This is a genomic window from Comamonas sp. GW821-FHT11H03, assembly GCF_058807955.1.
In genome coordinates this window covers 115,591-140,508 of sequence record NZ_JBXARF010000006.1, presented here as the reverse complement: position 1 = coordinate 140,508, position 24,918 = coordinate 115,591, and the positions used below count along the sequence as shown (strand labels likewise).

Here is a 24,918-nt window from a genome sequence, read left to right as displayed (position 1 = left end):
AACTTCGGCTGCACTGTTGCTGACTGCGCCTATGAAACGCAGTCATAGCAACCAAGCAGCTCGATTCAAAGGATGGCCCCTCATGACCGCCCCAAGCACACCTCGCTCTTCTTCCCCAAAGCGTACGACCCTTATCGCAATGGCAGCTCTGCTCTGCCTGGCAGCCGTCGGCGGCATCATTTATGCAGGCTCCCACAACGCACAGGCAGAGGAAGCACCTGCAGACGCCATTGCGGGCAAAGTAGATAAAGGCATCGTGCGGGTCCAGCCTGATCAGGTTGCCAGCTTTGACATCGGAAAGCCAGAAACGCACGAGTTCAGCAATGTGCGCCATTCCATCGGTGTCATTGACTTCAATCAGGATTGTACCGCCAAGGTGCTCTCGCCTTATCAGGGGCGGGTCTCGCAGGTCTTGGTCAAGGCTGGCGACGATGTCAAGGCAGGTCAGGTGCTCTACACCGTGGCGGTGCCAGACATGGCGCAGGCCTCATCCGCGCTCATCAGCGCCGGCGCCACGCTGCGCAATGCCAACGAAACCCTCAAGCGAGCACAGACGCTGGCCGGGGACAACAGTATTCCCCAGAAGGAGTTTCTGCAAGCCCAGGCCGATCAGCAAAGCGCCAAGGCGGCATATGACGCAGCCCATCAGAATCTGCGCCTGTTTGACCTGAGCGACGCGGACATCAGCCGTATGGAGCGTGATCGCAAGATAGGCCTGGAATTCGCCGTCAAAAGCCCAATCGCCGGCCGTGTGACGCAGCGCAGCGCACAGCCAGGCCAGTTGGTGCAACCGGGCAGCGACCCGGCGCCCATCGTGGTTTCAGACATGCGCTCGCTGTGGATGGTGGCCAATGTGCCCGAATCCGATTTCAGTCAGTACCGCTTGGGCCAGCCCGTGCAGGTCCATGTCTCCGCTTGGCCGGGCAAGAGCTTTGACGCCAAGGTCTCCTATGTAGGCGACAGTGTGGACGCCGACAGCCGCCGCTTTGTGGTGCGAGCCGAAGTCGCCGACCCCGAACATGTGCTTCGCCCGCAGATGACAGCGGACTTCAATATCACCGTCGCTGCCGCCGAAGACAGTCTGGCCGTACCCGCCCAGGCAGTGGTGCGAGAAAGCAGCGGTCATGACGTGGTCTGGCTGGCCATCGGCAAGGATGCCAAAGGTCCGCTGTTTACCAGGGCCGCCGTAGTGCGTGGCAAGACTTCAGATGGCTGGGTCCAGATTGAGCAAGGCCTCGATAGCAACCAGCATATCGCTCGAAAAAACGCGCTGTTCCTGAGCAGCCTGTACGAAACCGACGCCCAGTAAGTCTGACGTCTGTCTCAGGAGTATTGCTATGTTCAGACCTTTGCTGGCCTTTGTTCTTTCGCGCCGCCCGATTGTGCTGCTGGCCTTGCTGGCATTCATGGGAGCAGGTCTGCTGGCCTTCTCCAAACTCAATGTAGAGGCCTACCCCAACCCCGCGCCCGTGATTCTGGAAATCACGGCCCAGGCCCCCGGCCTGTCTGCCGAAGAGATGGAGCGCTACTACACCCGCCCCATGGAGATCGGGCTGGCCACCACGCCCAACGTGGACAACATTCGCTCCACATCGTTCTACGGCCTGTCCTTTGTACGTATTACTTTCAAATACGGCACGGACTACTACTTTGCGCTGTCGCAGGTGGCCAACAATCTACAGGCCAATGTGAGCCTGCCCGGCGGCGTACAGCCGCAGATTCAGGCCTCAAGCCTGGTAGGGGAGATACTGCGCTACCAGGTCAAGGGACCTTCGAGCTATAGCCTGACCGATCTGCGAACCTTGCAGAACTGGGTGATAGAAAAGCGTTTGCTGACTGTGCCCGGCGTGGTGCAAGTCGTCACCTGGGGCGGCACCACCAAGGAGTACCACGTCGACGCAGATCCGAAGCGACTTGAGGCTCACGGCATCACGCTCAAGAACCTGCTGGATTCCATCGGCAATGCCAACCTCAACGTTGGTGGACGCGCCATCAGCGTGGGCGATCAGTCGGTGAACATTCGCGGCCTGGGGTTGGTCAATAACATAGACGATATTGCCAATATCGTCGTGGGACAGAAAAACGGCATGCCCGTGCAGGTCAAGGATGTGGCCAGCATCCAGGAAGGAACCATACCGCGCCTGGGCGAAGCAGGTCGTGACAAGCAAAACGATGTGGTGACCGGAGTGGTCATCATGAACCGCACGTTGCACACCAGCGATGTCATCGACAAGGTCAAGGCCGCGGTACAGAAGATCAACTCCGATGGCACCCTGCCTGCGGGTGTCAAGCTCGAACCCTATTACGACCGTGCAGTGCTGGTGGGCGTGACCACCCATACTGTGCTTCACAACCTGATCTTCGGCTGCCTGTTGGTGTTTTTCATCCAGTGGGTGTTTCTGGGCGACCTGCGCAGCGCCGTCATCGTCAGCGTCAATATCCCGTTTGCACTGTTCTTCAGCATCATGATGTTGGTGTTGACGGGAGAGTCCGCCAATCTGCTGTCATTGGGGGCGGTGGACTTTGGCATCATCGTGGACGCGGCCGTGATTCTGGTGGAGAACATCTTCCGCAATTTCCAGCGGCCGCCCCCGATCCGGGCGTCCTTGCTCAAGGCCATGTCCAAAGGGCCCGACGGGGCGCGCACACAGCCCGGCGACGGCTGGACCTCGCGTCTGCGCATGATTTATCTAAGCGCCACCCAGGTTGACAGCTCGGTGCTGTTTTCGACCTGCATCACGATTGCCGCCTTCACCCCCTTGTTTGCCATGCAGGGCGTGGAAGGCCAGATCTTCGGTCCCATGGCACGTACCTATGGCTATGCACTGGCCGGTGCGCTGATTGCCACTTTCACCATCACTCCGGTGCTGGCCAGCTATCTGCTGCCCGCCAAGATCGAGGAAAAGGAAACCTTTGTTGTCCACGCCATTCACCGCATCTATGAGCCGGCGCTGAGCTGGGTGCTCAAAAACGCACGCCTGGTGGTGATGCTAGGCGTCGCTGCGCTGGCCGGCGGCGCTCTCATGGCCATGCAACTGGGCAGCGAATTCTTGCCCGCACTGGAAGAAGGCAATCTGTGGATTCGCGCATCCATGCCGCCCACCATTTCGCTGGAATCAGGCCGCACGCGTACCGACCGCATGCGCCAGATCATCAACGAGTATCCCGAGGTCGTTACCGTGGTGTCCCAGCATGGCCGTCCGGACGACGGCTCGGACGCCTCGGGCTTCAATAATGTGGAGCTGTTTGCACCGCTGCAGCCCTTTGAGAAATGGCGCCCTGGCATGACCAAGACTCGCCTCGTCAACGAGCTTCAAAGCCGGTTTGCGACAGAGTTCCCAGGCGTGAGTTTCAACTTCTCGCAATACATTCAGGACAATGTGCAAGAAGGCCTGTCTGGTGTGAAGGGGGCCAACTCCGTCAAGATCATCGGCCCCGACCTGCCCACGTTGGAAAAGATTGCCGACCATGTCTACGAGGTCATGGGTCATATCGACGGCGTGGCCGACCTAGGCGTGTTTCATGTGCTGGGTCAGCCCAATATGAACATCCAGATCGACCGCCAGAAAGCGGCACGCTATGGACTCAACACCGGCGATGTGGCCAACACCATCCAGACCGCACTGGCGGGCACCCAGGCCACCACGGTACTGGAAGGCGAAAAGCAGTTCGGCCTGACGGTGCGCTTTGCCGAAACCAGCCGTGCTTCGCCCGAGAACGTGCGCAATCTGCGCGTGGGCTACACCACTGCCTCGGGCGGTACCTCGTATGTACCGCTGTCGGACATCGCCACAATCACGCTTGACACGGGCGCCACCTATATCTACCGCGAAAGCAACGAGCGCTATATCCCCATCAAATTCTCTGCACGCGGGCGCGATCTTGGCAGCACGGTCAGCGAAGTCCAGCGCCGCATTGCCCAGGAGGTGCATCTGCCCCAGGGTTACCGCATCATCTATGCGGGTGAGTTTGAAGCCCTGCAGCAGGCCAAGGCTCGCATGATGATTGCCATCCCCGTGGCCTTCTGCCTGGTGTTTGCGCTGCTGTATGCCTTGTTCAACAACTTCACCTACTGTCTGCTGACGCTGGCCTCGGTGCCATTCACGGTGATTGGCGGCATTTTGGCCCTGTATGTCTCGGGTCAGGTGCTCAGCGTCTCGGCCATCATCGGCTTCATCTCATTGTTGGGCGTGTCCGTGATGGACGGGATTCTGATTCTCAGCGTCTACAAGGACTTGCGTGCAATGGGCCATGAGCCCACACGTGCAGTGGGTGAGGCCTACCGCAGTCGCATGCGCCCGCTGCTGATGACGGCTCTGTCGGCCTGCATTGGTCTATTGCCGGCAGCCATCTCCCACAGCATAGGCAGCGAGGTCCAGCGCCCCTTGGCCACTGTGGTGGTGGGCGGCATGCTGATAGGCCCGGTATTCCTGCTGCTGGTGGTCCCGGCGCTGCGCCTGGTGGTGCTGCGTCGCATGAAACCCAATACACGCCGCGAAGGTCTGGGAGGCAAACGTGCGTAAAACAATGACATACCCGAAATTGCGCGCAATCACCCTGGCAAGCAGCTTGACTGCCTTGCTGGCCGGCTGCGCCGTGGGCCCCGACTATGTACGCCCCGAGGTGCACAAGCCGCAGACCCTGACCCGAGCCTCCGTGGCGACATCGCTGCCTGTGAGTACCGCTGGCGGCATCGGCAACCAGTGGTGGCAGGCTTTTGGCAACGCAGAGCTGGACTCCATGGTGCAAGAGGCCTTGAGCAAAAGCCCCTCCATCGAGGCGGCCCAGGCCACTTTGCGCGCCGCACACCAGAACGTGGTGGCTCAGCGCGGCTACTTTCTGCCCTCGATTCAACTGGGCTACAGCCCCACACGTCAGAACACAGGGCAATCTGTCTCGCCGCCCCTGAACAATGGCGAATCGCTTTACACCTATCACACGGCCCAGCTCAGCGTTTCCTACGCCCCTGACCTATTTGGCGGCAACCGCCGCCAGGTCGAAGGCCTGCAGGCCGCCGAAGAAAACCAGCGACTGCAGTTGCAGGCAGCCAGACTGAGCCTGGCTGCCAATCTGGTGGCGGCAGTGATCCAGACCTCCATGCTGCAAGAGCAGACAGACCTGCTGCTGCAAGCCACTGAAGCCGCCCAGCAGCAGTTGCAGCATATGCGCAAGCAACAGGCCAACGGCTATGCCAGCGGCATGGATGTCGCCACCCAGCAAACACTGTTGCTGCAGCTGCAACAGCAATTGGTGCCGCTGCAAAAGTCGCTGGAGCAGACCCGCAACCTCGTGGCCACGCTCATGGCACGCACGCCTGATCAGGCTCCAGCCCTGTTACCTTTATCCAGCTTCCGGCTGCCCTTGCTGCCTCAGGTCGTGCCATCACAGCTGGTAGACCAGCGCCCCGATATCCGCGCTGCAGAAACTCAGGTGCAACAGGCCAGCGCGGCAGTGGGTGTCGCCACCGCTGCGCGACTGCCGCAGCTGAACATCTCGGCAGCCTATGGTGGTGGTGCCACCACGTTTGCGCGCATGTTCTCAGCTGGCAATGTGACCTGGGCTCTGGGCGCCAACCTGCTGGCACCTCTGTTCAATGGCGGTACATTGCGGGCCCATCAAAAGGCGGCCGAGGCCGAACTGCAGGCTTCGGCCGCCAGCTACCAGGGCACGGTACTTTCTGCTTTTCAGGATGTGGCCAATGCGCTGTATGCCGTGGATGCAGATTCTCGCGCCCTACAGATGAGCCAAGACAGCGAAAGTGCCAGCCAGACGACCTGGAAGCTCAGTGACTCACAGCTCAGGGCCGGCTATGCCAGCATGCCCACGGCCCTGGCCGCCAAACAGTCCTGGCTGCAGGCACAAGCTGCCCGCGTGGCAGCGCAAGGCAGCCTCTATGGTGATGTGGTGGCCCTTTATCAGTCACTCGGCGGAGGCGTGCTTGGCTCGGATACAAGCGTGGACTGAGGTTGATATAGCGTCGACTAGGTGTACGGTCCCAGGAAGTCATGGAGCATTCTTCAGCCTGGAGCAGGAGAAAGCACTATGGCAATCCGCCCGCATGGCAGCGCCCGCACAACGTCGCGTATCCGCGTAGAACGCCAGCTAGCGACCGGCTCCCATCGGTCCTTTGCCAAGCTCTACGGCCTCAACGCCAAGACCATGGTCAAGTGGCGTGCGCGCACCTCGGTGCTCGATGAGCCCATGGGTCATCGGGACAGCGCAAGCCAGCATCTTTCCCAAGAGCAAGAACACTTGGCCATTACGCTGCGCAAGCAAGGGTATCTGACGCTGGACGATCTCATGGGGCAGCTCCTGGAGACGGCGCCCAAGCTCAGCCGCAGCGCCTTGCATCGTTGCCTGCAGCGTCACGGCATCAGTCGACAGCCAGCAATGCAGGTGCCACGAAGGCATGGAAAGTTTGAAGAAACGACACTGGGCTTCGTGCACATCGACAGCGCCGAAATGAAGATCTTCAGCGGCAGACAGCACATGTTTGTGGCCATAGACCGCGTCACATAGTTCACGCATGTTGCGTTCTTTGACAGGGCCACCAAAGCCAACCCAGCGCAGTTCCTTCGGCAAGCACTTGAAGGCGCTCAGGTGGAAGACACCATTCTGGGCTATTTGCAAGGCATGGGAAAAAGGTCCAAGCCGCTTTAGACTTCATCCGCACCATCTCACCGTGGGACAGAACACCTAATCAATGCCCTATGGGAGAAGGTGCTGTGCAAGCGGTGTGAGGCGTCCAAAGCCAAACAGCGCGAGAACCTAGCTCAAGCATCGGTTTGATACCAGATAGCGATGGTGTCATCTGCTTCGCAGACTCGGGCTCTCCAACAAGCCATACCCGGTGCTTGGTTGTGCACAAAGCAAGGTTTGCATCCTGCTTTTCAAGGAGTAAATGGCTTGCGCTATTGGGAGAGAATTCAGCGGCATCCAGCAGTTCCTTCTTCCAGTTGTCGGACTTTGATGCTTTGGCCGCTTGCCAGTCATCGACGACCCAAGGGGTCTGGCCTGTGTGCATGTAGAAAGGAACGCCGTAGTACAACTGTCCGAGCATCATGATCCGATCGTCAGGCTGCACCGGCAGCGCGGCCAGGCGGTCCCAACGAGCTTTCTGAGGAACACCTTTGGTGCCGAAGCCGATAGCCAGCGCCGCGCAAAGAGCCGCCGAAGCTCCAATGGTGATCGCGAGCTTGGGTCTCGCCCGCAGTGCATTCGACGCATCGCCATCGAGAGTCGTTTGCCAGATTCTGGCGATCAGGTAGGCCAGAGGTGGAAGTGCCGGCAGCACATAGCCCACGATCTTGCTGCTGGGAATTGAAAAGAAGGCCACCACAGCCAACAGCCAGACCACCATATACCGATCGAGGCTCGTTTGAGCAGGGTGTGAGTCAGATTTGGGCATGAACTCTTGCCGAGCCCGCCATTGCCTGAACAGCATATAGATTCCAGCCAGAGTCCATGGAAGACATGCAAGTGCGATCACCGCCAGGTAGAACCACCATGGCCGCGGATTGTTGAAGCCCGTTTCGGTGTAGCGCTGGAAATGCTGTGTAACGAAGAAATAATGAAAAAACTGCGGATGCTGCTTTTGCGCAAACCATGCCCACGGCCCCGCAACAGCCAGTATGGCAAGCCACACTGGAGGGTACAGGGGAAGCGCCATATGCTTCCAGCGACGCTCCCAGAGCATCCATACTGACCAAATCAAGCCCGGTAACACCAGGCCAATGAGCCCTTTGGCGAGAAAGCCGAGACCCGCAAAAACACCAGCTGCCGTGATCCAGGTGCGCCACGTCTTGCCGAGGTCAGCCTCTATCGTGGCAATGAATGCACAGGTGGTGCAGGCGCACATGCAGCCAGCCAGCAGCATGTCCATATTGGCGTACTGAGCGGCCAAATAGGCGAAGGGCATCGTGAGGAAGATGATCGCCGCAGTTATGGCGGTCGAGGTGCTTGTGTAGCGCCTGGCCAGAACCAGCAGGCTCATCGATGCCAGCCATGCTCCCAGCATGGACGGCACGCGCGCCACCCATGCATGCACACCGAACAACTCATAGCCACCGGCTGCAAGCCAGTAGTACAGAGGTGGTTTGTGAAAGAAGGGGAGCCCGTTGAGATGAGGCGTCACCCAATTTCCGGTGCGCAGCATATCCAATGCAACGACGGCATAGCGTCCCTCATCCGGGTCGCTCAATGGGCGAATCCACGCAAAGGCCAAGATCCACAGCGCTATCGCCAAGCCCCAAAGGATTGAGTCGTCGAGCCTGCTGCGTGAAGCCTTCACGCTCAGAGTGATAGCGGTTTGCATGGGTTAGACCAGACCGCCGAGTGAAATAACGGAGGCCGCAGCGCATTCGCTTCTGGCTACAACCTCAAACTTTTGCATCTTTACTAGCCGCATCACCGACTCCTTTGGCTAAACATGTCGTGATGTGCTTGGATAGATCCAGCCCACCCGCTGTTATTGCTGGCTGGAATCTAGGCTTTGCAACTTATCAATTTCTTAAGACTCTCGCGCGGAAGATGCTTGCTTGATATGTAAACCTGACTTTGGTTGCAACAGAGAGCTTCCCCCATACAACTTATGCACCGCAATGGTGTGGCTCGGTATCGCTCTGCATGTGGCCGTCATTCACATGGCTGGACCCACTGTGCTGCCTTGGCGCGACAACAAAACGACGCCTGCGGCGGACTTGCTGATTGCCTTCATTCATGCGCTTCGCATGCCGGTGTTCTTCATCCTGGCAGGCTTCTTTGTCGCCTTGCTCATCGCGCAGTACGGCCCAAAGGCCACCGTGAAGCACCGACTGCATCGCCTAGCATTACCACTGGCTGGTGCGATTCACTGCCGTGGGTGTACTCCTTAATGACAGACGTCAGGAATTGACGTGCGAAAGAAGAGACGCTGTGCCTGCCGCCTGAAAGCTATGTGCATCGGCATCACGTACAGGGCCGCTTCTTGCCCGGCTGCTGCGGTCAAAGCCACATCGCAGCTGCGCAGCACCCCCTCTGTCGAGCAGATGTCAGCAGCCGGAGGATGAACGAATGCTTCGGGTCGACGGCACCTGTTTGTGAGCCGAGATAGCGGACTTCCTGCATCCCCGGGAACTGCCTGTCAGCGAGGGGCTGTTGCTGACCTGAAAGCAGTCATTAGAGAGGCGACTGTCTTGGCGCTCTGAATGGCCGCTATGAGGACAGTCGTCATTGCATCAGGGTCTGTAATGCAGGCCTGCCTAACACCTCAAAGTTGTCGAGGAGGGGGCTCTTTCAAGAGGCCGCATGCTAAGCAGGTATTGCACGAGGTATATCCATATCTGTTTTTCTTCCTTAACGCACCACGAAACAGCTTCTAGAGTCAGGACACGATTTCGCTGGCCTTGAACTTCAGGCAGCGCCGATTCCCCATCGTGAACTGCCTTATGGAACCATATTCCCCTTCCTCTCTCTCTCCCTCAAGAAGGCGCATGCTGCAAAGCGCTGGAGTCTTATCGCTGGCTGCGGCTTTGCCATCCATCGGCAATGCGCAAAGCAATTTGCGTGGTGTGACTTTGCGTGCGGCCACCTATAAAGGTGGCCACAAAACTTTGCTGGAGGCCGCAGGCCTGGCGCAAACGCCGTATCAGATTGACTGGAAAGAGTTCAACTCTGGTGTGCAGCACATTGAAAGCATCAACGCTGATGCGCTGGATTTTGGCTCTGGCAGCGAGATACCCGCTGTGTTTGCCGCCAAGGCCAAGGCCTCGGTCAAAGTGGTTGCGGTCTATCACGAAGACTTGAACAACCAGGCCACGCTGGCGCAAAAAGACTCGGCCATTTACAAGGTGGCAGATCTGCGTGGCAAGCGCGTGGGTTATGTGCGCGGCACCACCTCGCATCTGTATCTGTATCAACAGCTCAAGGAAGCTGGGCTGAGTTTTGACGATATCAAGCCCGTCAATCTCTCGCCCGCAGATGGACTGTCGGCTTTTGCGCGCGGCGATATCGATGCCTGGGCCATCTATGGCTACAACGGCCAACTGGCCCGCACACGTCATGGTGCACGCATTCTCAAAACGGCGGTGGGTTATCTGTCGGGCAATTTTCTGATTTATGCCAATCCAAAGGCGGTGCAAGACGTGCAACGCCAAGCGGCCCTCGCTGATTTGCTGCAGCGCCTGCAAAAAGCCTATGTCTGGAGCAATGCCAACTTTCTGGACTACGCCAAGGCCCAGTCCGCACAAACGCGCGTGCCGGTGGGTGACTTGGTCGAAATCTATAACAACCGCAGCCAGAACAGCAGTGTTCAGGCGATAAGCGACAAAGCCGTTTTAAGTCACCAGCGTGTAGCCGAAGCCTTTCAGTCCATGGGGGTGCTGGAGGGCTCGGCCGATGTGCGGCCGCTGTGGGACAAAACATTCAATCGATATTTAGGCGGTGCAGCCTGAGGGATGGGAAGCAAGATGAGCAAACGACAACTTAAGGCAGGTTTTGTGCTGCATGGCGTGGGGGCAGGTTGGGGAGACTGGCGCCATGAGGCGGCGCTGACCGATGGCAGCGTGAATTTCGGCTTCTATCGAGAGCAGGCACAGCTGGCAGAAAAAGCAGGTTTCGAATTTCTGTTTGTGGCCGATAGCGTGCATATCACTGAGCGCTCCAGTCCACACTATCTCAACCGCTTTGAGCCGCTGACGATTCTTTCTGCACTGGCGGGGGCCACTTCTCATATCGGTTTGGTTGCCACCATTACAGCCAGCTATAGCGAGCCGTTTACGGTGGCGCGCCAATTGGCTTCGCTAGACCATATCAGCGGTGGCCGTGCGGGCTGGAATGTGGTGACTTCTTGGCTGGATGGCAGTGCGCGCAACTACAGCCGCAATGAGCACTATGCCCATGATGTGCGCTACCGCCTGGCGGGCGAACATCTGGATGTGGTGCAAGGTCTGTGGGACTCATGGGAAGACGATGCACTGGTGCGCAACAAGGCCACGGGCCAATTCTTTGACAAGAAGAAGCTACACCGTTTGGATCACAAGGGTGAGTTTTTCTCGGTGGAAGGACCTCTCAATATTGCACGTTCACGGCAAGGCCAGCCGGTGATTTTTCAGGCTGGAGCCTCTGAAGACGGTAAAAATTTTGCAGCTTCACGCTCTGATGCGATCTTTTTTCACGCCGACTCGCTGGAGCAAGCCCAAGCCTATTACCGCGACGTAAAAGCCAAGGTGGCAAAGTTTGGGCGAGACCCGAGCAAGGTGCTGCTCTTGCCTGGAATTCGACCCATCGTAGGACGCACCGAGCAAGAGGCGCAAGAGAAGTACCGCATTGCAGCGAGCCTCGTGCCTATTGAGAATGCCTTGGCTGCTTTGGCCCGGCCTTTCAATGACCATGACTTCTCGGTCTATCCGCTGGATGAACCCTTCCCAGATCTGGGCGACATTGGACGCAACAGTCAGCAGGCCGCCAGCGATCACATCAAAAAGACTGCGCGTGAGAATGACTGGACTTTGCGTGATGTGGCGCAGTGGTTCGCTACGCCAAAGACGGTGTTTGTCGGCACGGCCGAGCATGTAGCCAATGAAATCGAGCGCTGGTTCAACAACGAAGGCGCAGACGGCTTTAACTTCTTTGAAGCTTTGCCTAATACGTCGCTGAAAGACTTTGTCGAGCTGGTTGTGCCTTTGCTCAAGCAGCGCGGCATTTGGCGCGAAGCTTATGAGGCCGATACCTTCCGTGGCAACCTGGGGCTGGATGTGCCCGTGAATCGCAATACGGTCAAGCGCTTGGCTCAAGAGGCGAAAGAGACTCAAACAACGCAGAGTCAGCCAGCAACAGCAGTGGTTTGAGTGTTCGGTATAGATTAAAAATGGCAGCTTGCGAGCTGCCTTTTTTGTGGGCGAACGCAAGACCGTTCAGATCACTTTGAAACCATGGGTAGCATCTCGGCCCAGTTGTTCCACTAGACCAAACTCCCAGTCCAAATAGGCCTGCATGGCTTCATGGGCGTTGTCTGTGCCTTCATAGGGGCGGCGATAGCGATCGACGCGGGGGCTGGCAAGGCGTTGCTCACCGGCTTCAACGGGTAGCCCTGTATCGGCCCAAGCCTGGTTGCCTCCCTCCAGTACCTCAACGGTTGCGCCGGTGGCCTCGGCAAACTCTTGCACTGCGTATTTGGCCAACAAGCTGCTGCCGCAGGTCAGTACATAGCGATCGGCCTTGGGAATGCGGCTCAGTGCCTGTTGGAGGTCGGTTCGCAGCGCAAACCAGGCACCGGGGATATGGCGGCGTACATGGTTGGCGCTGGTGGTCAGGTCCACCACGGCAATGCTGTCTTTAGGTGCTTTGGCAATTGCATCCGCCAATGCTTGGGGCTTGATCCAGGTCACGGGCGCTGTGGGCTCTGGCAGGTTTTGCGCCACCGGGCTGCTGTCTGAAAAGTCAGCACTGCTCAGACCGTCAAGCACATACACATTCCAGCCCATCTGGGCCAGCCAGGAGGCCGTCATATTGGCTCGCACGCCATCATCGTCAGCCAGCACGATGCGAGCGCCACGTACCGGTGCAGAGACATCGGTTTCTTGCACCAGTTGACCACCGGGCGCGCTGCGAAAGCCAGAGAGATGGCCTGCCGTAAATTCCTCGGGGGTTCTGACATCGAGCAGATAAGTGGTGCGATCCACTTCTTGTTGCCAGTTGTCAATATCGCTGCGCACAGCGCGTTGTACGCCGGCTTTGTCTGCCACGTCGCGGGCTTGTTGGGCAGCAGCGGCTTTGTGCTCTGCAGAGACTGTTGCTGGAGCGCGGCGATCTGCACCATGCTCCAGGGTCTGGCCTGCGAGCGTCCAGCCAATCGTGCCATTGCGCAAAGCGGAAATAGGATTTGGCAGACCTGCGTTGACGAGCGACTGGGTGCCAATAATGCTGCGTGTGCGGCCCGCGCAGTTCACGATGATGCGTGTTGTCGGGCTAGGCGCCAGTTCACGGGCGCGCAAGACCAGTTCAGCACCCGGCACGCTGCTGCTGCCGGGGATGTTCATGGTTTGGTACTCGTCAAAGCGGCGTGCATCCAGCACCACGACATCGGCTTTTTGATCCAGCAAGGCCTTGACTTCGGGGGCTGGCAAAGAGGGCGTGTGACGCTCGGACTCCACCAGTTCACCAAAAGACTTGCTGGGGACGTTGACGTCGATAAAGATTTCGCCGCCCGCATCGCGCCAACCTTGCAGGCCGCCTTGTAGCAGACTGACCTGGGTAAAGCCCTGGGCTTGCAGACGTTGTGCAGCAATTTCAGCAAGCCCTTCACCGTTGTCATAGACCACGATCTGGGTATTGGGGCGGGGAATGCGCCAGCGCGCATCCAACTCTAGTCGGCCCAGTGGAAGGTTGGCGGCAAACAGCGGGTGGCCTTGCGCAAACGGATCTTCTTCGCGCACATCAAGCAAGGCGATTTCGCGCTTGGCAAGCAAAGCTTCACGGACTTGAGCGGTCGTGGTGTAGGAAATAGGTTGAGTCATGGAGCGCGAGAAAGAAAAGTCAGTGAAATCAATGAGAGGTGGCCGCGTGCGATTCGGTTTCGCACGATCTGTCCCAGATGTTGGGCAGCGAGGTGTTGCTGTAGCCAGAGATAAAGGCTTTTTCCTTGCCGTCTTCTATGAAGACAGAACGGTGGACTGCGCCGATATTGGCTCCATAGACATGGATGCTGATGGAGGTTTGGTCTTCAAAGAGATTGCTGACCTGGTGCACATCACCGATGGTGGGAGAAACGGCTTCCACATCGCCTGGTGAAAGCACATGGGCGGCACCCTGAGGCTGCCATTGCTTTTCAGTGTTTTTCGCAAAGCCTTGGGACTTTTCCCCGCCGCGCAGCAAGCCAATCAAACCCCATACCGTATGGTTGTGCACCGGCGTTTTTTGACCGGGTCCCCAGACAAAGCTCACAACGGAAAAGCGCTCAAGCGGATCTGCATACAGCAGGTACTGCTGGTAACGCTCTGGTGATGGCTGGGCGTAGGCATCTGGTAGCCAGTCATCGTGCTGCACGAGGTTGTGCAGCAGCACCTTGCCGCGCTCCAGTAACAAGGTTTCTTCAGGAGCTTCGTGGACTAGCTGTGTGAGTTGCGCGAGAAAGCGGCGCAGTCTTGCAGGGTTGTGGCTTGTCGTCATGGCTTCCGTTTACGAAAAGTGAAGTCTGAGCCGATTGCAGCAGAAGCGTGGCCCTGCTGGCCGAATACTTTCGCATAAGGATCTTTGTTTTTCTTCGTTGGTGTACCGGGGGTCTCTTGGGTTCAATGCAAGCTTGGCAACATAAGGGGATTGGTCATGGCGGCATTGGATCCGGCACAGCTGGGCGAGGGTAATGTCTTAGGGCGTCGTGCATTTTTGTGCACAGCGTCTGCAGCGGGCGCTTTGGGCTTGGTGGGGTTGGGCGCAAACCAGGTTCTGGCTGCTCCACCCGCGCGTAAGCTCAAACTGGCCTGGAATATGGGTGCGGTTTGTCTTTCGCCAGCGCCGGTGGCCATAGAACGCGGCATTTTTGAAAAGCATGGCCTGAATGTTGAGCTGATTAACTTCAGCGGATCTACCGATCAGCTGTTGGAATCCATTGCCACAGGCAAGGCCGATGGTGGCCTGGGCATGATTCATCGCTGGCTCAAGCCTTTGGAGTCCGGCTTTGACGTCAAGCTGGTCGGCAGTAGCCATGGCGGCTGCGTGCGCTTGGTGGGCTTTCAACCTGCCGGTGTCACCACGCTCAAAGCGCTCAAGGGCAAAACGATTGCTGTTTCAGACCTGAATAGTCCCGGTAAGAATTTCTTCTCGATTCTGCTTCTCAAGGCTGGGTTGGATCCTGAAAAGGACGTGAACTGGCGGCAGTTCCCCGGCGACATGCTGGGTGTGGCGGTGGAAAAAGGTGAAGCCCACGCAATCGCTGACGGTGACCCGAATCTGGCCATCATTGAGCGTCGCACCAAGGGCCTGGTGGAGTTGGCGACCAATTTGAGCGGTGAATATGCGACCAAGACTTGCTGCGTGGTGGGTGTGACGGGCAAGCTGGTGCGAAACGAAAAACCGGTGGTCGCTTCTTTGGTCAGAGCAATCAACGAAGCGTCTGATTTTGTGGCCAATTACCCTGCGGAAACGGCTCGTATCTACAGCGCCTATTCGAAGGTGTCTGAGGCTGACTTGCGGGCGGTGCTGGCTACATTGACGCACAAGCATCATCCGCAGGGCCAGGCTTTGCGCCAAGAAATTGAATTCTACGCACGTGATTTCAAAACCGTGGGGGTGCTGAAGTCCACAACGGATCCAGCTCGCTTTGCCACCCATGTTCACGTGGATGTACTGACCTGAGGAGAAGGCTATGAGTGCGGTGAATATTTCTGCAACGCTGGAGCACTCTCTCGAGGTTAAGTCTCCGTTGTCAGTGCCCCAGACACGTCAATCGATCCAGGCTTTGTGGTTGGTTGGGTTGTCCGCTGCGGTGTCCTGGGGAGTTCTATCTGCAGTGACCTTGCTCTGGTCCAACGCAGAGGTCGGCTTTAGCGATTGGGCCTACACCACTGAGTTTGGATGTGCTGCTGCAGTTGTGGCGCTGGTTGCGTTACTGCAAGCGATGAGTCCTTTGATTGGTATTCCCGTCACAAAGCGGGTCAAAGCACTGGGGCCTTGGTTGGTGGCGTTGGGCGCAGGTTTGACCGTGTGGGAAATTGTGACGGCCAAATTGGCCAGCTTGCCAACGCCATTTTTTGCACCGCCTCAAAGCCTGATCGAAGTTTTCACAACGGACGCAGCCAAGCTGCTGGACAGCACCGGCAACTCTTTGGTGCTGCTGTCCGCAGGAATTGTGTGCGGTGCGTGGACGGGCTTTCTGGTTGGGGTATGGATTGGCTGGTCGCGTCAGGCCAGCTACTGGATTCACCCTGTGCTGCGGGTTCTGGGACCCATCCCCACCACGGCTTTGCTTCCTGTCTCGTTTTTCTTCTTTCCATCCAGTTGGTCCACTGCGGTGTTTTTGATCGCTTTGGGAACAGGTTTCCCTGTGGCTGTGCTGACATGGTCTGGCATTGCCAGCGTGAACAAGAACTTTTATGACGTGGCACGAACCATGGGGGCATCGCAGTGGTTTTTGATCCTGCGTGTGGCTGTACCTGCTGCCTTGCCTCAGGTGTTTGTGGGCCTGTTCATGGGTTTGGGCGCAGCGTTCTCCACCTTGGTTGCAGCCGAGATGCTGGGAGTGAAGTCAGGCTTGGGGTGGTATCTGACCTGGGCGCAGGGCTGGGCAGCCTATCCCAACATGTATGGGGCGCTGATTGTGATGGCACTGCTGTTCTCGGGCCTGATTAGCTTGCTATTTTTGGTTCGTGACCGTGTGCTGCGCTGGCAAAAAGGAGTGGTGAAATGGTAGGGCGAGTTGCAGAAGTCACGCGGGCCGATGCGTCCACGGTGCAAGCGGGCGCGCATGTGCAAATTGAGGCGGTTAACCACTGGTTTGGTGACGGCAACAAGCACTTGCAGGTGCTGGATGACTTTTCTTTAGATATCGCTCCTGGCGAGTTTGTTGCCCTCTTGGGACCTAGCGGCTGCGGCAAATCGAGCCTGCTGCGTCTGGTGGCTGGCCTGGATACGCCTACGACGGGAGAGATACGTCACAACAGCCAGCAGATCGAAGATCCAGATCCTTCACGCTTGTTGGTGTTTCAAGATCCCACGCTGTTTCCCTGGCGCACCGTGCGTGACAACGTATTGCTAGGTTTGCAGGCCCGAGGTTTGCAGAAGACCCATGCCGCAAGGGTTGATCAGGCTTTGTCTTTGGTGGGGTTGCAAGATTTTGCGCAGGCTTTCCCGCATCAGTTGTCTGGTGGTATGGCGCAGCGTGCGGCTTTGGCACGGGCCTTGGTCAATGATCCTGAGTTGTTGATACTCGATGAACCGCTGGGCAAGCTTGACTCCTTGACGCGGCTCGGTATGCAGACGGAAATTGTGCAGCTGTGGCAGCGCAAAGGCTTCTCTGCGCTGCTGGTAACCCATGATGTGGAAGAAGCGCTATTCCTTGCGCAGCGCATCGTGGTGCTTTCAGATCGACCAGCACGGGTCAAAGCCGTTTTGCACAACGATCTGCCATATCCGCGCCACCGCAGCCATCCAAAACTCACAGAGCTGCGTCACGAAGCCCTCAAGCTGCTGGGTCTGGATGCAAGTTGGTAACTTGAGAAGTTGGTAATGGCGAGCAGAGCTTGAATAGGTCGGTATGACGGATGATGGAGTCAAGACCCTTTTATGGGTCTTGCACCAGGCCCAACTTGGCCTGGCTGCTTTCCTGGAAATATGGGGGTTCAGCTCTTGGCCTTTTAGCCATAGGTTGGCGGCAGAGCAGCTGCTTTTTGATCGTGGCCAGGCTGCGCGCGTGGTGTGGGCTGCACTGGTCATCGCTGCATTGCTGCTGATTTTGGCTGTGGCGCTGTGGTGGCGAAAGAGGCTACGCAGGCTGCTGGGGCTCGGGGCCTTGGCGATCTTGATCGCTCTGTTCACGCCATGGCCTATATGGCGTTTGCTGTTGACGCCCACCGTCCCCACCGCGTTTCACGCCAGCGCCGTGCCTTTTACCGCCAGTGCAGTGATGCAAGGGCAGCAGCTTTATCAAGCACATTGCCTGCGTTGCCACGGCGCGTTGGGTGACGGCGATGGAGTCGATGCCGAGAAGCAAGTGATATGGCCACCTACTTTGAATCGATCCATCTTGTGGCGACGATTTGAGGGTGAGCTTTTCTGGAGTGTTCGCCATGGCATGACAGATAGGCATGGCGCCGCAACCATGCCTGCTGCCGATGCGTTAATGACGGATGAGCAGATCTGGACGGTCTTGGGCTTTATTCGTGCGCAAGCGGCGGGGCAGTCTCTTAAGCGTGAAGGCGTCTGGGAGTTTCCTGTGGCTTTGCCAGATGAGGCCGTGAGATGCGCAGGGCGTGGCCCAAGCACTCAACGCTTGGATGCCTTGCGCGGGCAGACCGTGCGTCTGGTCTTTGCTGGGGACACTACGGTCAGAGAAGACCCGCGGATGGTGACAGTGTCGGTGGGTGAGACGCAAGGCATAGATTGCACAAGCGATAGTGCAGAGATGCGCCGCGTTTTGAGCGTCTTGCTGGGGGCGGAGGAGGGCCAGTTGGGCGGGTATCAGATACTGGTGGATAGACAGGGTTGGCTGCGCGCGCAATCCAAGCCTGGTAGTTCCGGCTGGAGTGAAGATGATTTGGTGTGCCGCACGGCGGATGCCCCCAACATCAGCAAGCCTGCTAGCGAGGCTGACGGCTTGCAGGCTCTGATACGCCGTATGGATGCCGAGCCCGTGCGCACGGTAGTTGCGGGTTTCGCTCACTGAGTTGTTTCTCAGGTTTTACATGCGAAAAGCGGATGTGAAAACTCGTTTTTCTTCGTTGGTTGATTCAGGCGTTCGACCTATGGTGGAGGTCAATGATCAACTCACAAGGAATACACATGAGCGCCCAGTTCATCGGCATGATTCAGCCCCATGAAGTATCGGAAATCATTGCCAGACGCGGCCCTGCCATAGATCCCGCTTATGTTCGTGCATTTGCTCAGGCCCACGAGTACGCGGGCTTTGACCGCATTCTGGTGCCAGCCAGCGGCAGCAGTCCAGATACGTTGCTGACGGTCAACTATGCTGCGGCTGCAACAAAAAATATTAACTTTCTGCTGGCACATCGCCCAGGCTTTGTCGCACCTACGTTGGCGGCTCGCCAGTTGGCGACTCTGGATCACTACACCGGTGGTCGGGTTGCGGTGCACATCATCTCGGGCGGCTCCGATGAAGACCAGCAGCGTGATGGCGACTTCTTGAGTCATGACGAGCGCTATGCGCGAACCGATGAGTACCTAGGTTTGCTGCGCCGTGTTTGGGGCGAAGACAAACCGTTTGATCACGAAGGGCGCTACTACCGCGCCAAGGGGGTGTGGTCTGAAGTCAAGCCTTTGCAGCAACCTCATATTCCGATCTACTTTGGCGGAGCTTCAGCACCCGCGCTGGAGGTTGCCGGTCGCCATGCCAATCTCTATGCATTGTGGGGCGAGTCTTTGGCTCAGGCGGGTGATCTGGTGCAGCGTGTAAGAGCCGCTGCAGCGCTCCACAATCGAGAGATCGATTTCAGCATTTCGTTCCGACCTATTCTGGGTGCGACGGAAGCCGAAGCCTGGGATCGTGCACAGCATATTCTTGAAACTACAAGGCACCTGCGTTCCGAACAAAGCTATGCCCGTGGTGGCCCACAGCAAAGCGAGGGTGCACGTCGTTTGTTGGCCGATGCCGCCAACGGCGACCGCGTGGATGAGCGCCTATGGACGGCGGTTGCCCGCGAAACAGGTGGGCGCTCCAACACCACATCGCTGGTGGGCACGGCCGAGCAAGTGGCCGACGCGCTGATCAAGTACTACGACCTGGGTATTCACACCTTCTTGATTCGAGGCTTTGATCCTTTGCCAGATACCTTGGTCTATGGGCGTGAGCTGCTGCCTCTGGTGAAGGACAAACTTGCAAGCAGCAAACGGGTGAGCGTTGCGGTCACCCATTCATCGTCGGCCTTGCAAGCTCTGGCGGCTTGAAACTCTTTTTGAAGAAATCGGATTGTCTATGCCTACTGCTATTGCCTTGTCCGAGCAAGTGCTCAGCCACCGACTGGAGATTAACGCCCGCCCCCGTCGTCAAGATTGGTTTGAAGAGCCTGCGCCGCAACGCAGCATCCTGCAAGAACGCCAATATCGTCGCGAGCAGCTGGCGATTGCTTTTCGATTGTTCGCACGCCACGGCTTGCATATAGGCCTGGCCGGCCATATTACGGCCCGTGACCCTGAGTGGAGTGACCATTTCTGGGTCAATCCATTAGGCATCAACTTCTCGCAAATTCGTGTGTCGGATCTATTGCTGGTCAACTCTGCCGGAGAAATTGTGGTGGGCAAAGGGCCGCTCAATCGTGCAGCATTTGCGATTCATGCAGCCCTGCATGAGGCGCGCCCCAATATCGTGGCTGCGGCGCACACCCATTCCACCTATGGCAAGGCATGGTCCACCTTGGGGCGCTTGCTAGACCCGTTGACGCAGGATTCATGCGCGTTCTACCAGGATCATGCGCTGTTTGACGACTACTCCGGGGTGGTGCTTGAGACCGATGAGGGCGAACGCATTGCCAAGGTGCTGGGAGAGCGCAAGGCGGTGATTCTCAAGAATCACGGGATCTTGACAGCGGGTCCATCGATCGAAGCTGCGGCTTGGTGGTATATCGCACTAGAGAATGTCTGCCACACACAGTTGCTTGCAGAAGCGGCAGGCACACCGCAACCCATACCGCACGAGATTGCTGCATTGACGCATTCGCAAATTGGTGGCCCTGGTGGTGCTCATCACACCTTCCGCGATTTGGCAGCCGTTATTGTGCGTGAGCAGCCGGAGGTGCTGCAATGAACGCGCCGTTGAAATTACCGGAGCTGGTGCGCAGTCTGTCCGCTGATTTTGCGCAGCGTGCGGCTGCGCATGATAGGGATGCGAGCTTTCCTTTTGAGAATTTCTCGGATCTGCATCAAGCGGGCTTGCTGACCTTGGCCGCGCCCAGCTCGCTTGGTGGGCAGGGGGCCACATTGGCGCAGCTCAGTGATGTGATTGGAGCGATTGGTAAGGGCGATCCCGCTACAGCACTGGTGCTGATCATGCAGTTCACTCAGCACCGCAGTTTGGGGCGCGCGGGTAATCGTTGGCCCAAGGCTTTGGCACAAAAAGTAGTGCGTGAAGCCGCTGAGAAAGGGGCGTTGATCAACGCCTTGCGTGTGGAGCCTGAATTGGGGTCTCCTGTGCGTGGAGGTCTGCCTGCGACCATTGCACGCCAAACGCCGCAGGGGTGGCGAGTCTCGGGGCGCAAGCTGTACTCAACAGGCGCGCCGATTTTGAGCTGGTATGCACTATGGGTGCGTACCGATGAGGCCGAGCCTAGAGTAGGCTATTTGCTGGTTCCTGCGGGGCTGGCCGGTACACGTATTGAAGAGACCTGGGACCACCTGGGCTTGCGCGCCAGTGGTAGTCATGATGTCGTGTTTGAAGATGTGCTGGTGCCTTTCGAGAATGCAGTGGATTTGCGTCTTCCGGCCGAATGGCTTGGTGCAGATCCCCAGGCGCAGGCAGAGATTGCCGTGCTGATTTCTGCGCTTTATACGGGTGTGGCCGAGGCCGCACGTGATTGGTTGCTGGGTTTCTTGCATGCACGCAAACCGTCTTCGTTAGGGGCTTCTTTGGCGACCTTGCCACGTGTCCAAGAAGTCGTTGGCCGTATAGAAAGTCTGTTGCTGACAAATCAGCGCTTGATCGCTGGACTGGCCCGAGGTCTGGACGATGGTGTGTTTGCATCCGCGAATGAAGCAGGGCTGATCAAAAGCGTGGCTACCAATAATGCAGTGCAGGCAGTGGAGCTGGCCCAGTCGCTGACCAGCAACCATGGGCTGACACGGCATAACCCCTTGGAGCGCCATTGGCGTGATGTGCTGTGCGGTCGTATCCACACGCCTCAAGACGATAGCGTGTGGATTGCTGCGGGGCGCAAGGCCCTGGGGATTGGATCATGGGCTCAATGACAGACGCACCCGCCTTTGCGCCTTCGCTGCGCCAGGCCATCGTGCTTAATCAGTTGGGAGGTGCGGTCTTGTCTGCATCTACCGGTGTGCAGGTTCTGGATGCGAGCCAAGATCTGGCCTGGGAGCGTTGTCACGAGGCCGATGTGTTGCTGACTGCTCCACGTAATGGCTGGAGCGATGCTCCCAACGAAAAGCCGGCAGGCTGGCCTGGGCGGCTGCGTTGGGTGCATCTGGCTTCGGTTGGCATCGATTATTTTCCCGCTTGGTTGTTTGAGGGAGTTCAAGTCAGTTGTGCGCGTGGAGTGGCGGCTGAGCCTATTGCCGACTACGTGCTTTCTGTGCTGCTGGAGCAGTCTTTGGCGTTGAATACGCGCCGTGCGAAAAACACTGCGGATTGGGAGCGGGAATCGACTTTGGTGATCTCCCAACCCATGGGGCTGCTTGCAGAGCAAACACTGGGTATCGTGGGTTACGGTGCCATAGGTAAGGCGGTAGCCCAACGTGCAAAAGCATTTGGCATGACGGTGCAGGTTTTGCGCAATGGAAAAGGATCTGCGCAATTGACTGAGGATGGAGCATCCCATGCCAAAGACGTGTCTCAATTGCTTGCTAGCAGTGACCATGTGGTGTTGGCTTTGCCGTTAACAGCCGCGAGCAGGGGATTGATCAATGCCGATGCATTGGCGTATTGCAAGCCGGGCCTGCATCTGATCAATGTGGCTCGTGGGGGCTTGATAGACCAAGATGCACTCAAAGTTGCGCTGGATTCAGGTCTGCTCGGCGCAGCCAGCCTGGATGTGACCGAGCCAGAACCTCTGCCAGAAGATCATTGGCTCTACAGTCACGAGAAGGTCAGGCTCACCCCGCATATTTCTTGGGCCGCAGGCGATGTGCAAGCTGCGACCCGGGACAAGTTTGCCGAGAATCTTCAGCGTTATCGGCACTCCCAAGCTCTATTTGATGTGGTGGATCTAAGCAAAGGCTACTGAGTTGTCTCACCGTTTTTCGCATAAGCATCTGCGAATTACTCGCTTCACCTAAAGCAGCTTGACTGCTGCAATGGTCCTTGTATTTCAGACATCACAAGGACGGTTATGCAAAGAAGACAATTCCATCAAGTGCTGGGCGCTGTTTTTGCGGGTTCCAGCTTGCTGGGCACTTCAAGTGTGAGGGCGCAAGGCAATCGCGTGCAACTGCGCGCAGGCGATCAAAAAGGTGGGTTGAAGGCCTTGCTGGATGCAGCAGGTGAGACCAAGGATTTGCCCTATGACATCAAGTGGAGTGAGTTCCCGGCAGCCGCACCTCTGGCGGAGGCGTTAAATGCCCGGGCCATTGATTTCGGCATTATTGGCGATGCACCCTTGTTGTTTAGTCTGGCGGCGGGTAGCGCTGCCAAAGCATTTGCCGCACAGCGCTCTGATGCCTACGGCACCGCCATTTTGGTACGCCCAGATTCAGCATTCAAATCCGTCAACGACCTTAAGGGCAAAAGCATTGCCACGAATCGCGGCTCGATCGGGCATTTTGTGGCGCTCAAAGCCTTGGATACTGCAGGGCTGCCACTGGACTCCGTGCAGTTCAAATTCATTCCGCCAGCCGATGCCAAGCTGGCGCTGACACAAGGCTCGGTGGATGCGTGGGCAACTTGGGAGCCATATACAGCTTTGGCGGAAACTAGCCAGCATGCACGCGTACTGGTGAATGGACGAGGGTTGTGGAGTGGCTTGAGCTTTTTGGCTGCAACCGATGTAGCTCTCAAAGAAAAGCGTGAAGCCCTGCAGGACTTCAAACAGCGTGTCGCCAGAGCACAAATCTGGTCTTACAAAAATGCAGATGCTTATGCACAATCGCTGGCCAAAATCATTGGCATTCCCGTGGCAGCAGCGACTCTGCAATTTGAGCGCAGAGCCATGCGTTGGCAAGATATTGATGCCGCAGTCATTGCTGACCAGCAGCGCACAGCAGATTTTTATGTGAAAGCACGGTTGCTCAAGCAAAAGCTGGAGGTTGAGGCGACCTTTGATAAGAGCTTCAGGCTTCTTTGAATCGGGCTGGGATTTATCAAAAATTCTGATGCCAGAAACTGGATCGAGTCACCTTCATGGAGGGTGACTACGGACTTCCAGCTTTTATCGAAGGGTGCTGCCAACTACTCAAGGAAACCTGCCATTGAGAAGCTCCCTGCCTTATAGCTCGGATGACCGTTATATGGTGGCTTGCGAAAATTCGTGATGTGAGTGCGAGCAGCCGTAATCGCTGCTTGGCGGTCCTCGATTGTCAAATCTTGAAGTGCGGCAACCGGCCGATAGCTGCCTTGGATCACCGACGACTCTCGGTTGCGGCCATTGTCAGCCTGCGACCTTGAACGACAGCTAACGCGGTTGGCTGACACTGGTGCCGCTGGATATGATGTATCAATAGCCACCCGCTCCGAAACAGGGAAGCTGTGGTTACCCGGGCAGGAAGACGGCCTCACATCCAGCATGCAGCTCCTGGACGAACTGTTGACGTCGCTCGCCAACGCCTGAAGATTGCCTCTCTGCACAGACCTTGAAAGTCTCCAATGTCCAAGAAAATCTTCGTCAACCTGCCCGTCGCTGACCTGCCGAAGGCCAAGTCCTTCTATGAAGCGATCGGCGCCGTCAACAACCCGCAGTTCAGCGACAACACCGCTGCCTGCATGGTCGTCTCCGACAGCATCTACGTGATGCTGCTCACCCACCCGAAGTGGGCCACGTTCACCCAAAAGCCTATCGTCGACGCCCATGCTGCCAGCGAAGTCATGTTGTGCCTGAGCGCCGACGACCGCGCGGCCGTCGACAGCATGCTTGAGGCCGTTTCCGCTCACGGAGGCAAGGCGGACGTGAACCCCTTGCAAGACCACGGCTTCATGTATGGCCGCAGCTTCGAGGACGTAGACGGCCACATCTGGGAAATCATGTTCATGGACATGAGCCACATGCCTCAAGGCTGAAGCAACCTCGACCATCGGCAACGACTGCGTATACTCTCTTTTAGACTGCCTGCGGGGCAAGGGCGCAGGCCGCCTGTTCAGGCCAGTAGCACCGGTTTTTGGACTTCGCTGACAGCCGACTTCTCCGGCATGCGCCGCCTATCGGGGTTTCTGTTTCCTGGCATATTCGTGTATTCACGCTATCGGCCAGAAGCTGCTGGTGACTCTTGCAAAAAGCAGACTTCTATCAAAACTCTACGTTTCTTCGCAACAAACTCACTTGTCAGCGCATTGATGTGGAACAGAAAGTTGCTTGGATCGGCTGCGACGGTTGCTGGGGCCTGTGCTCTACTCTTTGA

At 57.4% G+C, this 24,918-nt stretch carries 19 protein-coding genes and 1 pseudogene; 17 read left to right on the top strand and 3 right to left on the bottom strand.

The window, feature by feature from the left end:
- Positions 1-139: 139 nt before the first annotated feature.
- From AC1RTQ_RS14945 to AC1RTQ_RS14930, 4 genes and pseudogenes are all read left to right on the top strand, one after another.
- A complete protein-coding gene (locus tag AC1RTQ_RS14945) occupies positions 140-1,309 on the top strand; it encodes an efflux RND transporter periplasmic adaptor subunit (protein WP_492876869.1) in 1,170 nt (389 codons plus the stop codon).
- Between the two features lie 28 nt (positions 1,310-1,337).
- Positions 1,338-4,523, top strand: coding sequence for an efflux RND transporter permease subunit (locus tag AC1RTQ_RS14940; protein ID WP_492876867.1), 3,186 nt, complete (start codon positions 1,338-1,340; stop codon positions 4,521-4,523).
- 46 nt (positions 4,524-4,569) lie between these two features.
- Entirely contained in the window at positions 4,570-5,964 is a 1,395-nt protein-coding gene (locus AC1RTQ_RS14935; protein ID WP_492876865.1) for an efflux transporter outer membrane subunit, read from the top strand.
- A gap of 78 nt (positions 5,965-6,042) precedes the next feature.
- Positions 6,043-6,700 (top strand): annotated as a pseudogene (locus AC1RTQ_RS14930) (transposase family protein).
- On the opposite strand, the gene AC1RTQ_RS14925 reads toward AC1RTQ_RS14930, so the two are convergent.
- Entirely contained in the window at positions 6,701-8,314 is a 1,614-nt protein-coding gene (locus tag AC1RTQ_RS14925) for a glycosyltransferase family 39 protein (RefSeq protein WP_492876863.1), read from the bottom strand.
- 328 nt (positions 8,315-8,642) lie between these two features.
- Here AC1RTQ_RS14925 and AC1RTQ_RS14920 point away from each other — a divergent pair, with 328 nt between their 5' ends.
- The 3 genes from AC1RTQ_RS14920 (at position 8,643) to AC1RTQ_RS14910 (ending at position 11,825) form a co-directional block, all read left to right on the top strand.
- Positions 8,643-8,873 (top strand): hypothetical protein, encoded by a 231-nt coding sequence (locus tag AC1RTQ_RS14920; RefSeq protein WP_492876861.1) that lies wholly within the window; start codon positions 8,643-8,645, stop codon positions 8,871-8,873.
- Between the two features lie 597 nt (positions 8,874-9,470).
- Complete coding sequence (locus tag AC1RTQ_RS14915; protein WP_492876859.1) at positions 9,471-10,430, top strand: ABC transporter substrate-binding protein; 960 nt, start codon at positions 9,471-9,473, stop codon at positions 10,428-10,430.
- Positions 10,431-10,445: 15 nt separating this feature from the next.
- The gene (locus AC1RTQ_RS14910) at positions 10,446-11,825 is read left to right on the top strand and encodes an LLM class flavin-dependent oxidoreductase (protein WP_492876857.1); all 1,380 of its coding nucleotides are present in this window, start codon (positions 10,446-10,448) and stop codon (positions 11,823-11,825) included.
- Between the two features lie 66 nt (positions 11,826-11,891).
- Here the strand turns inward: AC1RTQ_RS14910 and AC1RTQ_RS14905 are convergent, their stop codons facing one another.
- Positions 11,892-13,493, bottom strand: a complete 1,602-nt coding sequence (locus tag AC1RTQ_RS14905) for a rhodanese homology domain-containing protein (RefSeq protein WP_492876855.1) — start codon at positions 13,491-13,493, stop codon at positions 11,892-11,894.
- A gap of 28 nt (positions 13,494-13,521) precedes the next feature.
- Positions 13,522-14,145 carry a cysteine dioxygenase family protein gene (locus AC1RTQ_RS14900; protein WP_492876853.1) on the bottom strand — a complete coding sequence of 208 codons (624 nt, stop codon included), beginning with the start codon at positions 14,143-14,145 and terminating at the stop codon, positions 13,522-13,524.
- A gap of 156 nt (positions 14,146-14,301) precedes the next feature.
- On the opposite strand from AC1RTQ_RS14900, the gene AC1RTQ_RS14895 reads away from it, so the two are divergent.
- The 10 genes from AC1RTQ_RS14895 to AC1RTQ_RS14850 all read left to right on the top strand — a co-directional run bounded on the left by AC1RTQ_RS14895 (position 14,302) and on the right by AC1RTQ_RS14850 (position 24,580).
- Positions 14,302-15,330: an ABC transporter substrate-binding protein gene (locus tag AC1RTQ_RS14895; protein WP_492876851.1), complete on the top strand. Its 1,029-nt coding sequence runs from the start codon at positions 14,302-14,304 to the stop codon at positions 15,328-15,330.
- Positions 15,331-15,340: 10 nt separating this feature from the next.
- Positions 15,341-16,384, top strand: coding sequence for an ABC transporter permease (locus AC1RTQ_RS14890; RefSeq protein ID WP_302089962.1), 1,044 nt, complete (start codon positions 15,341-15,343; stop codon positions 16,382-16,384).
- A complete protein-coding gene (locus tag AC1RTQ_RS14885; RefSeq protein WP_302089963.1) occupies positions 16,378-17,184 on the top strand; it encodes an ABC transporter ATP-binding protein in 807 nt (268 codons plus the stop codon). The genes AC1RTQ_RS14890 and AC1RTQ_RS14885 overlap by 7 nt, the downstream gene beginning before the upstream one ends.
- Before the next feature lie 43 nt (positions 17,185-17,227).
- Positions 17,228-18,355: a c-type cytochrome gene (locus AC1RTQ_RS14880; RefSeq protein ID WP_302089964.1), complete on the top strand. Its 1,128-nt coding sequence runs from the start codon at positions 17,228-17,230 to the stop codon at positions 18,353-18,355.
- Between the two features lie 116 nt (positions 18,356-18,471).
- On the top strand, positions 18,472-19,593 hold the full coding sequence (locus AC1RTQ_RS14875; RefSeq protein ID WP_492877120.1) for an LLM class flavin-dependent oxidoreductase: 1,122 nt from the start codon (positions 18,472-18,474) through the stop codon (positions 19,591-19,593).
- 28 nt (positions 19,594-19,621) lie between these two features.
- On the top strand, positions 19,622-20,449 hold the full coding sequence (locus tag AC1RTQ_RS14870; RefSeq protein ID WP_302089966.1) for a class II aldolase/adducin family protein: 828 nt from the start codon (positions 19,622-19,624) through the stop codon (positions 20,447-20,449).
- Complete coding sequence (locus AC1RTQ_RS14865; protein ID WP_492876848.1) at positions 20,446-21,606, top strand: acyl-CoA dehydrogenase family protein; 1,161 nt, start codon at positions 20,446-20,448, stop codon at positions 21,604-21,606. Before AC1RTQ_RS14870 ends, AC1RTQ_RS14865 begins: the two co-directional genes overlap by 4 nt.
- On the top strand, positions 21,603-22,595 hold the full coding sequence (locus AC1RTQ_RS14860; RefSeq protein ID WP_492876846.1) for a D-isomer specific 2-hydroxyacid dehydrogenase family protein: 993 nt from the start codon (positions 21,603-21,605) through the stop codon (positions 22,593-22,595). The genes AC1RTQ_RS14865 and AC1RTQ_RS14860 overlap by 4 nt, the downstream gene beginning before the upstream one ends.
- Positions 22,596-22,700: 105 nt before the next feature.
- The gene (locus tag AC1RTQ_RS14855; protein ID WP_492876844.1) at positions 22,701-23,651 is read left to right on the top strand and encodes an ABC transporter substrate-binding protein; all 951 of its coding nucleotides are present in this window, start codon (positions 22,701-22,703) and stop codon (positions 23,649-23,651) included.
- A gap of 518 nt (positions 23,652-24,169) precedes the next feature.
- Positions 24,170-24,580 (top strand): VOC family protein, encoded by a 411-nt coding sequence (locus AC1RTQ_RS14850; RefSeq protein ID WP_492876842.1) that lies wholly within the window; start codon positions 24,170-24,172, stop codon positions 24,578-24,580.
- The last annotated feature ends 338 nt before the right edge of the window (positions 24,581-24,918 follow it).

Excerpts from the sequence above, each read along its gene's own strand:
- AC1RTQ_RS14945 (WP_492876869.1), top strand. The coding sequence starts at position 140 with ATGGCAGCTCTGCTCTGCCTGGCAGCCGTCGGCGGCATCATTTATGCA.
- AC1RTQ_RS14940 (WP_492876867.1), top strand. The coding sequence starts at position 1,338 with ATGTTCAGACCTTTGCTGGCCTTTGTTCTTTCGCGCCGCCCGATTGTG.
- AC1RTQ_RS14925 (WP_492876863.1), bottom strand. The coding sequence starts at position 8,314 with ATGCAAACCGCTATCACTCTGAGCGTGAAGGCTTCACGCAGCAGGCTC.
- AC1RTQ_RS14920 (WP_492876861.1), top strand. The coding sequence starts at position 8,643 with ATGGCTGGACCCACTGTGCTGCCTTGGCGCGACAACAAAACGACGCCT.
- AC1RTQ_RS14915 (WP_492876859.1), top strand. The coding sequence starts at position 9,471 with ATGCTGCAAAGCGCTGGAGTCTTATCGCTGGCTGCGGCTTTGCCATCC.
- AC1RTQ_RS14910 (WP_492876857.1), top strand. The coding sequence starts at position 10,446 with ATGAGCAAACGACAACTTAAGGCAGGTTTTGTGCTGCATGGCGTGGGG.
- AC1RTQ_RS14905 (WP_492876855.1), bottom strand. The coding sequence starts at position 13,493 with ATGACTCAACCTATTTCCTACACCACGACCGCTCAAGTCCGTGAAGCT.
- AC1RTQ_RS14900 (WP_492876853.1), bottom strand. The coding sequence starts at position 14,145 with ATGACGACAAGCCACAACCCTGCAAGACTGCGCCGCTTTCTCGCGCAA.
- AC1RTQ_RS14895 (WP_492876851.1), top strand. The coding sequence starts at position 14,302 with ATGGCGGCATTGGATCCGGCACAGCTGGGCGAGGGTAATGTCTTAGGG.
- AC1RTQ_RS14890 (WP_302089962.1), top strand. The coding sequence starts at position 15,341 with ATGAGTGCGGTGAATATTTCTGCAACGCTGGAGCACTCTCTCGAGGTT.
- AC1RTQ_RS14885 (WP_302089963.1), top strand. The coding sequence starts at position 16,378 with ATGGTAGGGCGAGTTGCAGAAGTCACGCGGGCCGATGCGTCCACGGTG.
- AC1RTQ_RS14880 (WP_302089964.1), top strand. The coding sequence starts at position 17,228 with ATGACGGATGATGGAGTCAAGACCCTTTTATGGGTCTTGCACCAGGCC.
- AC1RTQ_RS14875 (WP_492877120.1), top strand. The coding sequence starts at position 18,472 with ATGAGCGCCCAGTTCATCGGCATGATTCAGCCCCATGAAGTATCGGAA.
- AC1RTQ_RS14870 (WP_302089966.1), top strand. The coding sequence starts at position 19,622 with ATGCCTACTGCTATTGCCTTGTCCGAGCAAGTGCTCAGCCACCGACTG.
- AC1RTQ_RS14865 (WP_492876848.1), top strand. The coding sequence starts at position 20,446 with ATGAACGCGCCGTTGAAATTACCGGAGCTGGTGCGCAGTCTGTCCGCT.
- AC1RTQ_RS14860 (WP_492876846.1), top strand. The coding sequence starts at position 21,603 with ATGACAGACGCACCCGCCTTTGCGCCTTCGCTGCGCCAGGCCATCGTG.
- AC1RTQ_RS14855 (WP_492876844.1), top strand. The coding sequence starts at position 22,701 with ATGCAAAGAAGACAATTCCATCAAGTGCTGGGCGCTGTTTTTGCGGGT.
- AC1RTQ_RS14850 (WP_492876842.1), top strand. The coding sequence starts at position 24,170 with ATGTCCAAGAAAATCTTCGTCAACCTGCCCGTCGCTGACCTGCCGAAG.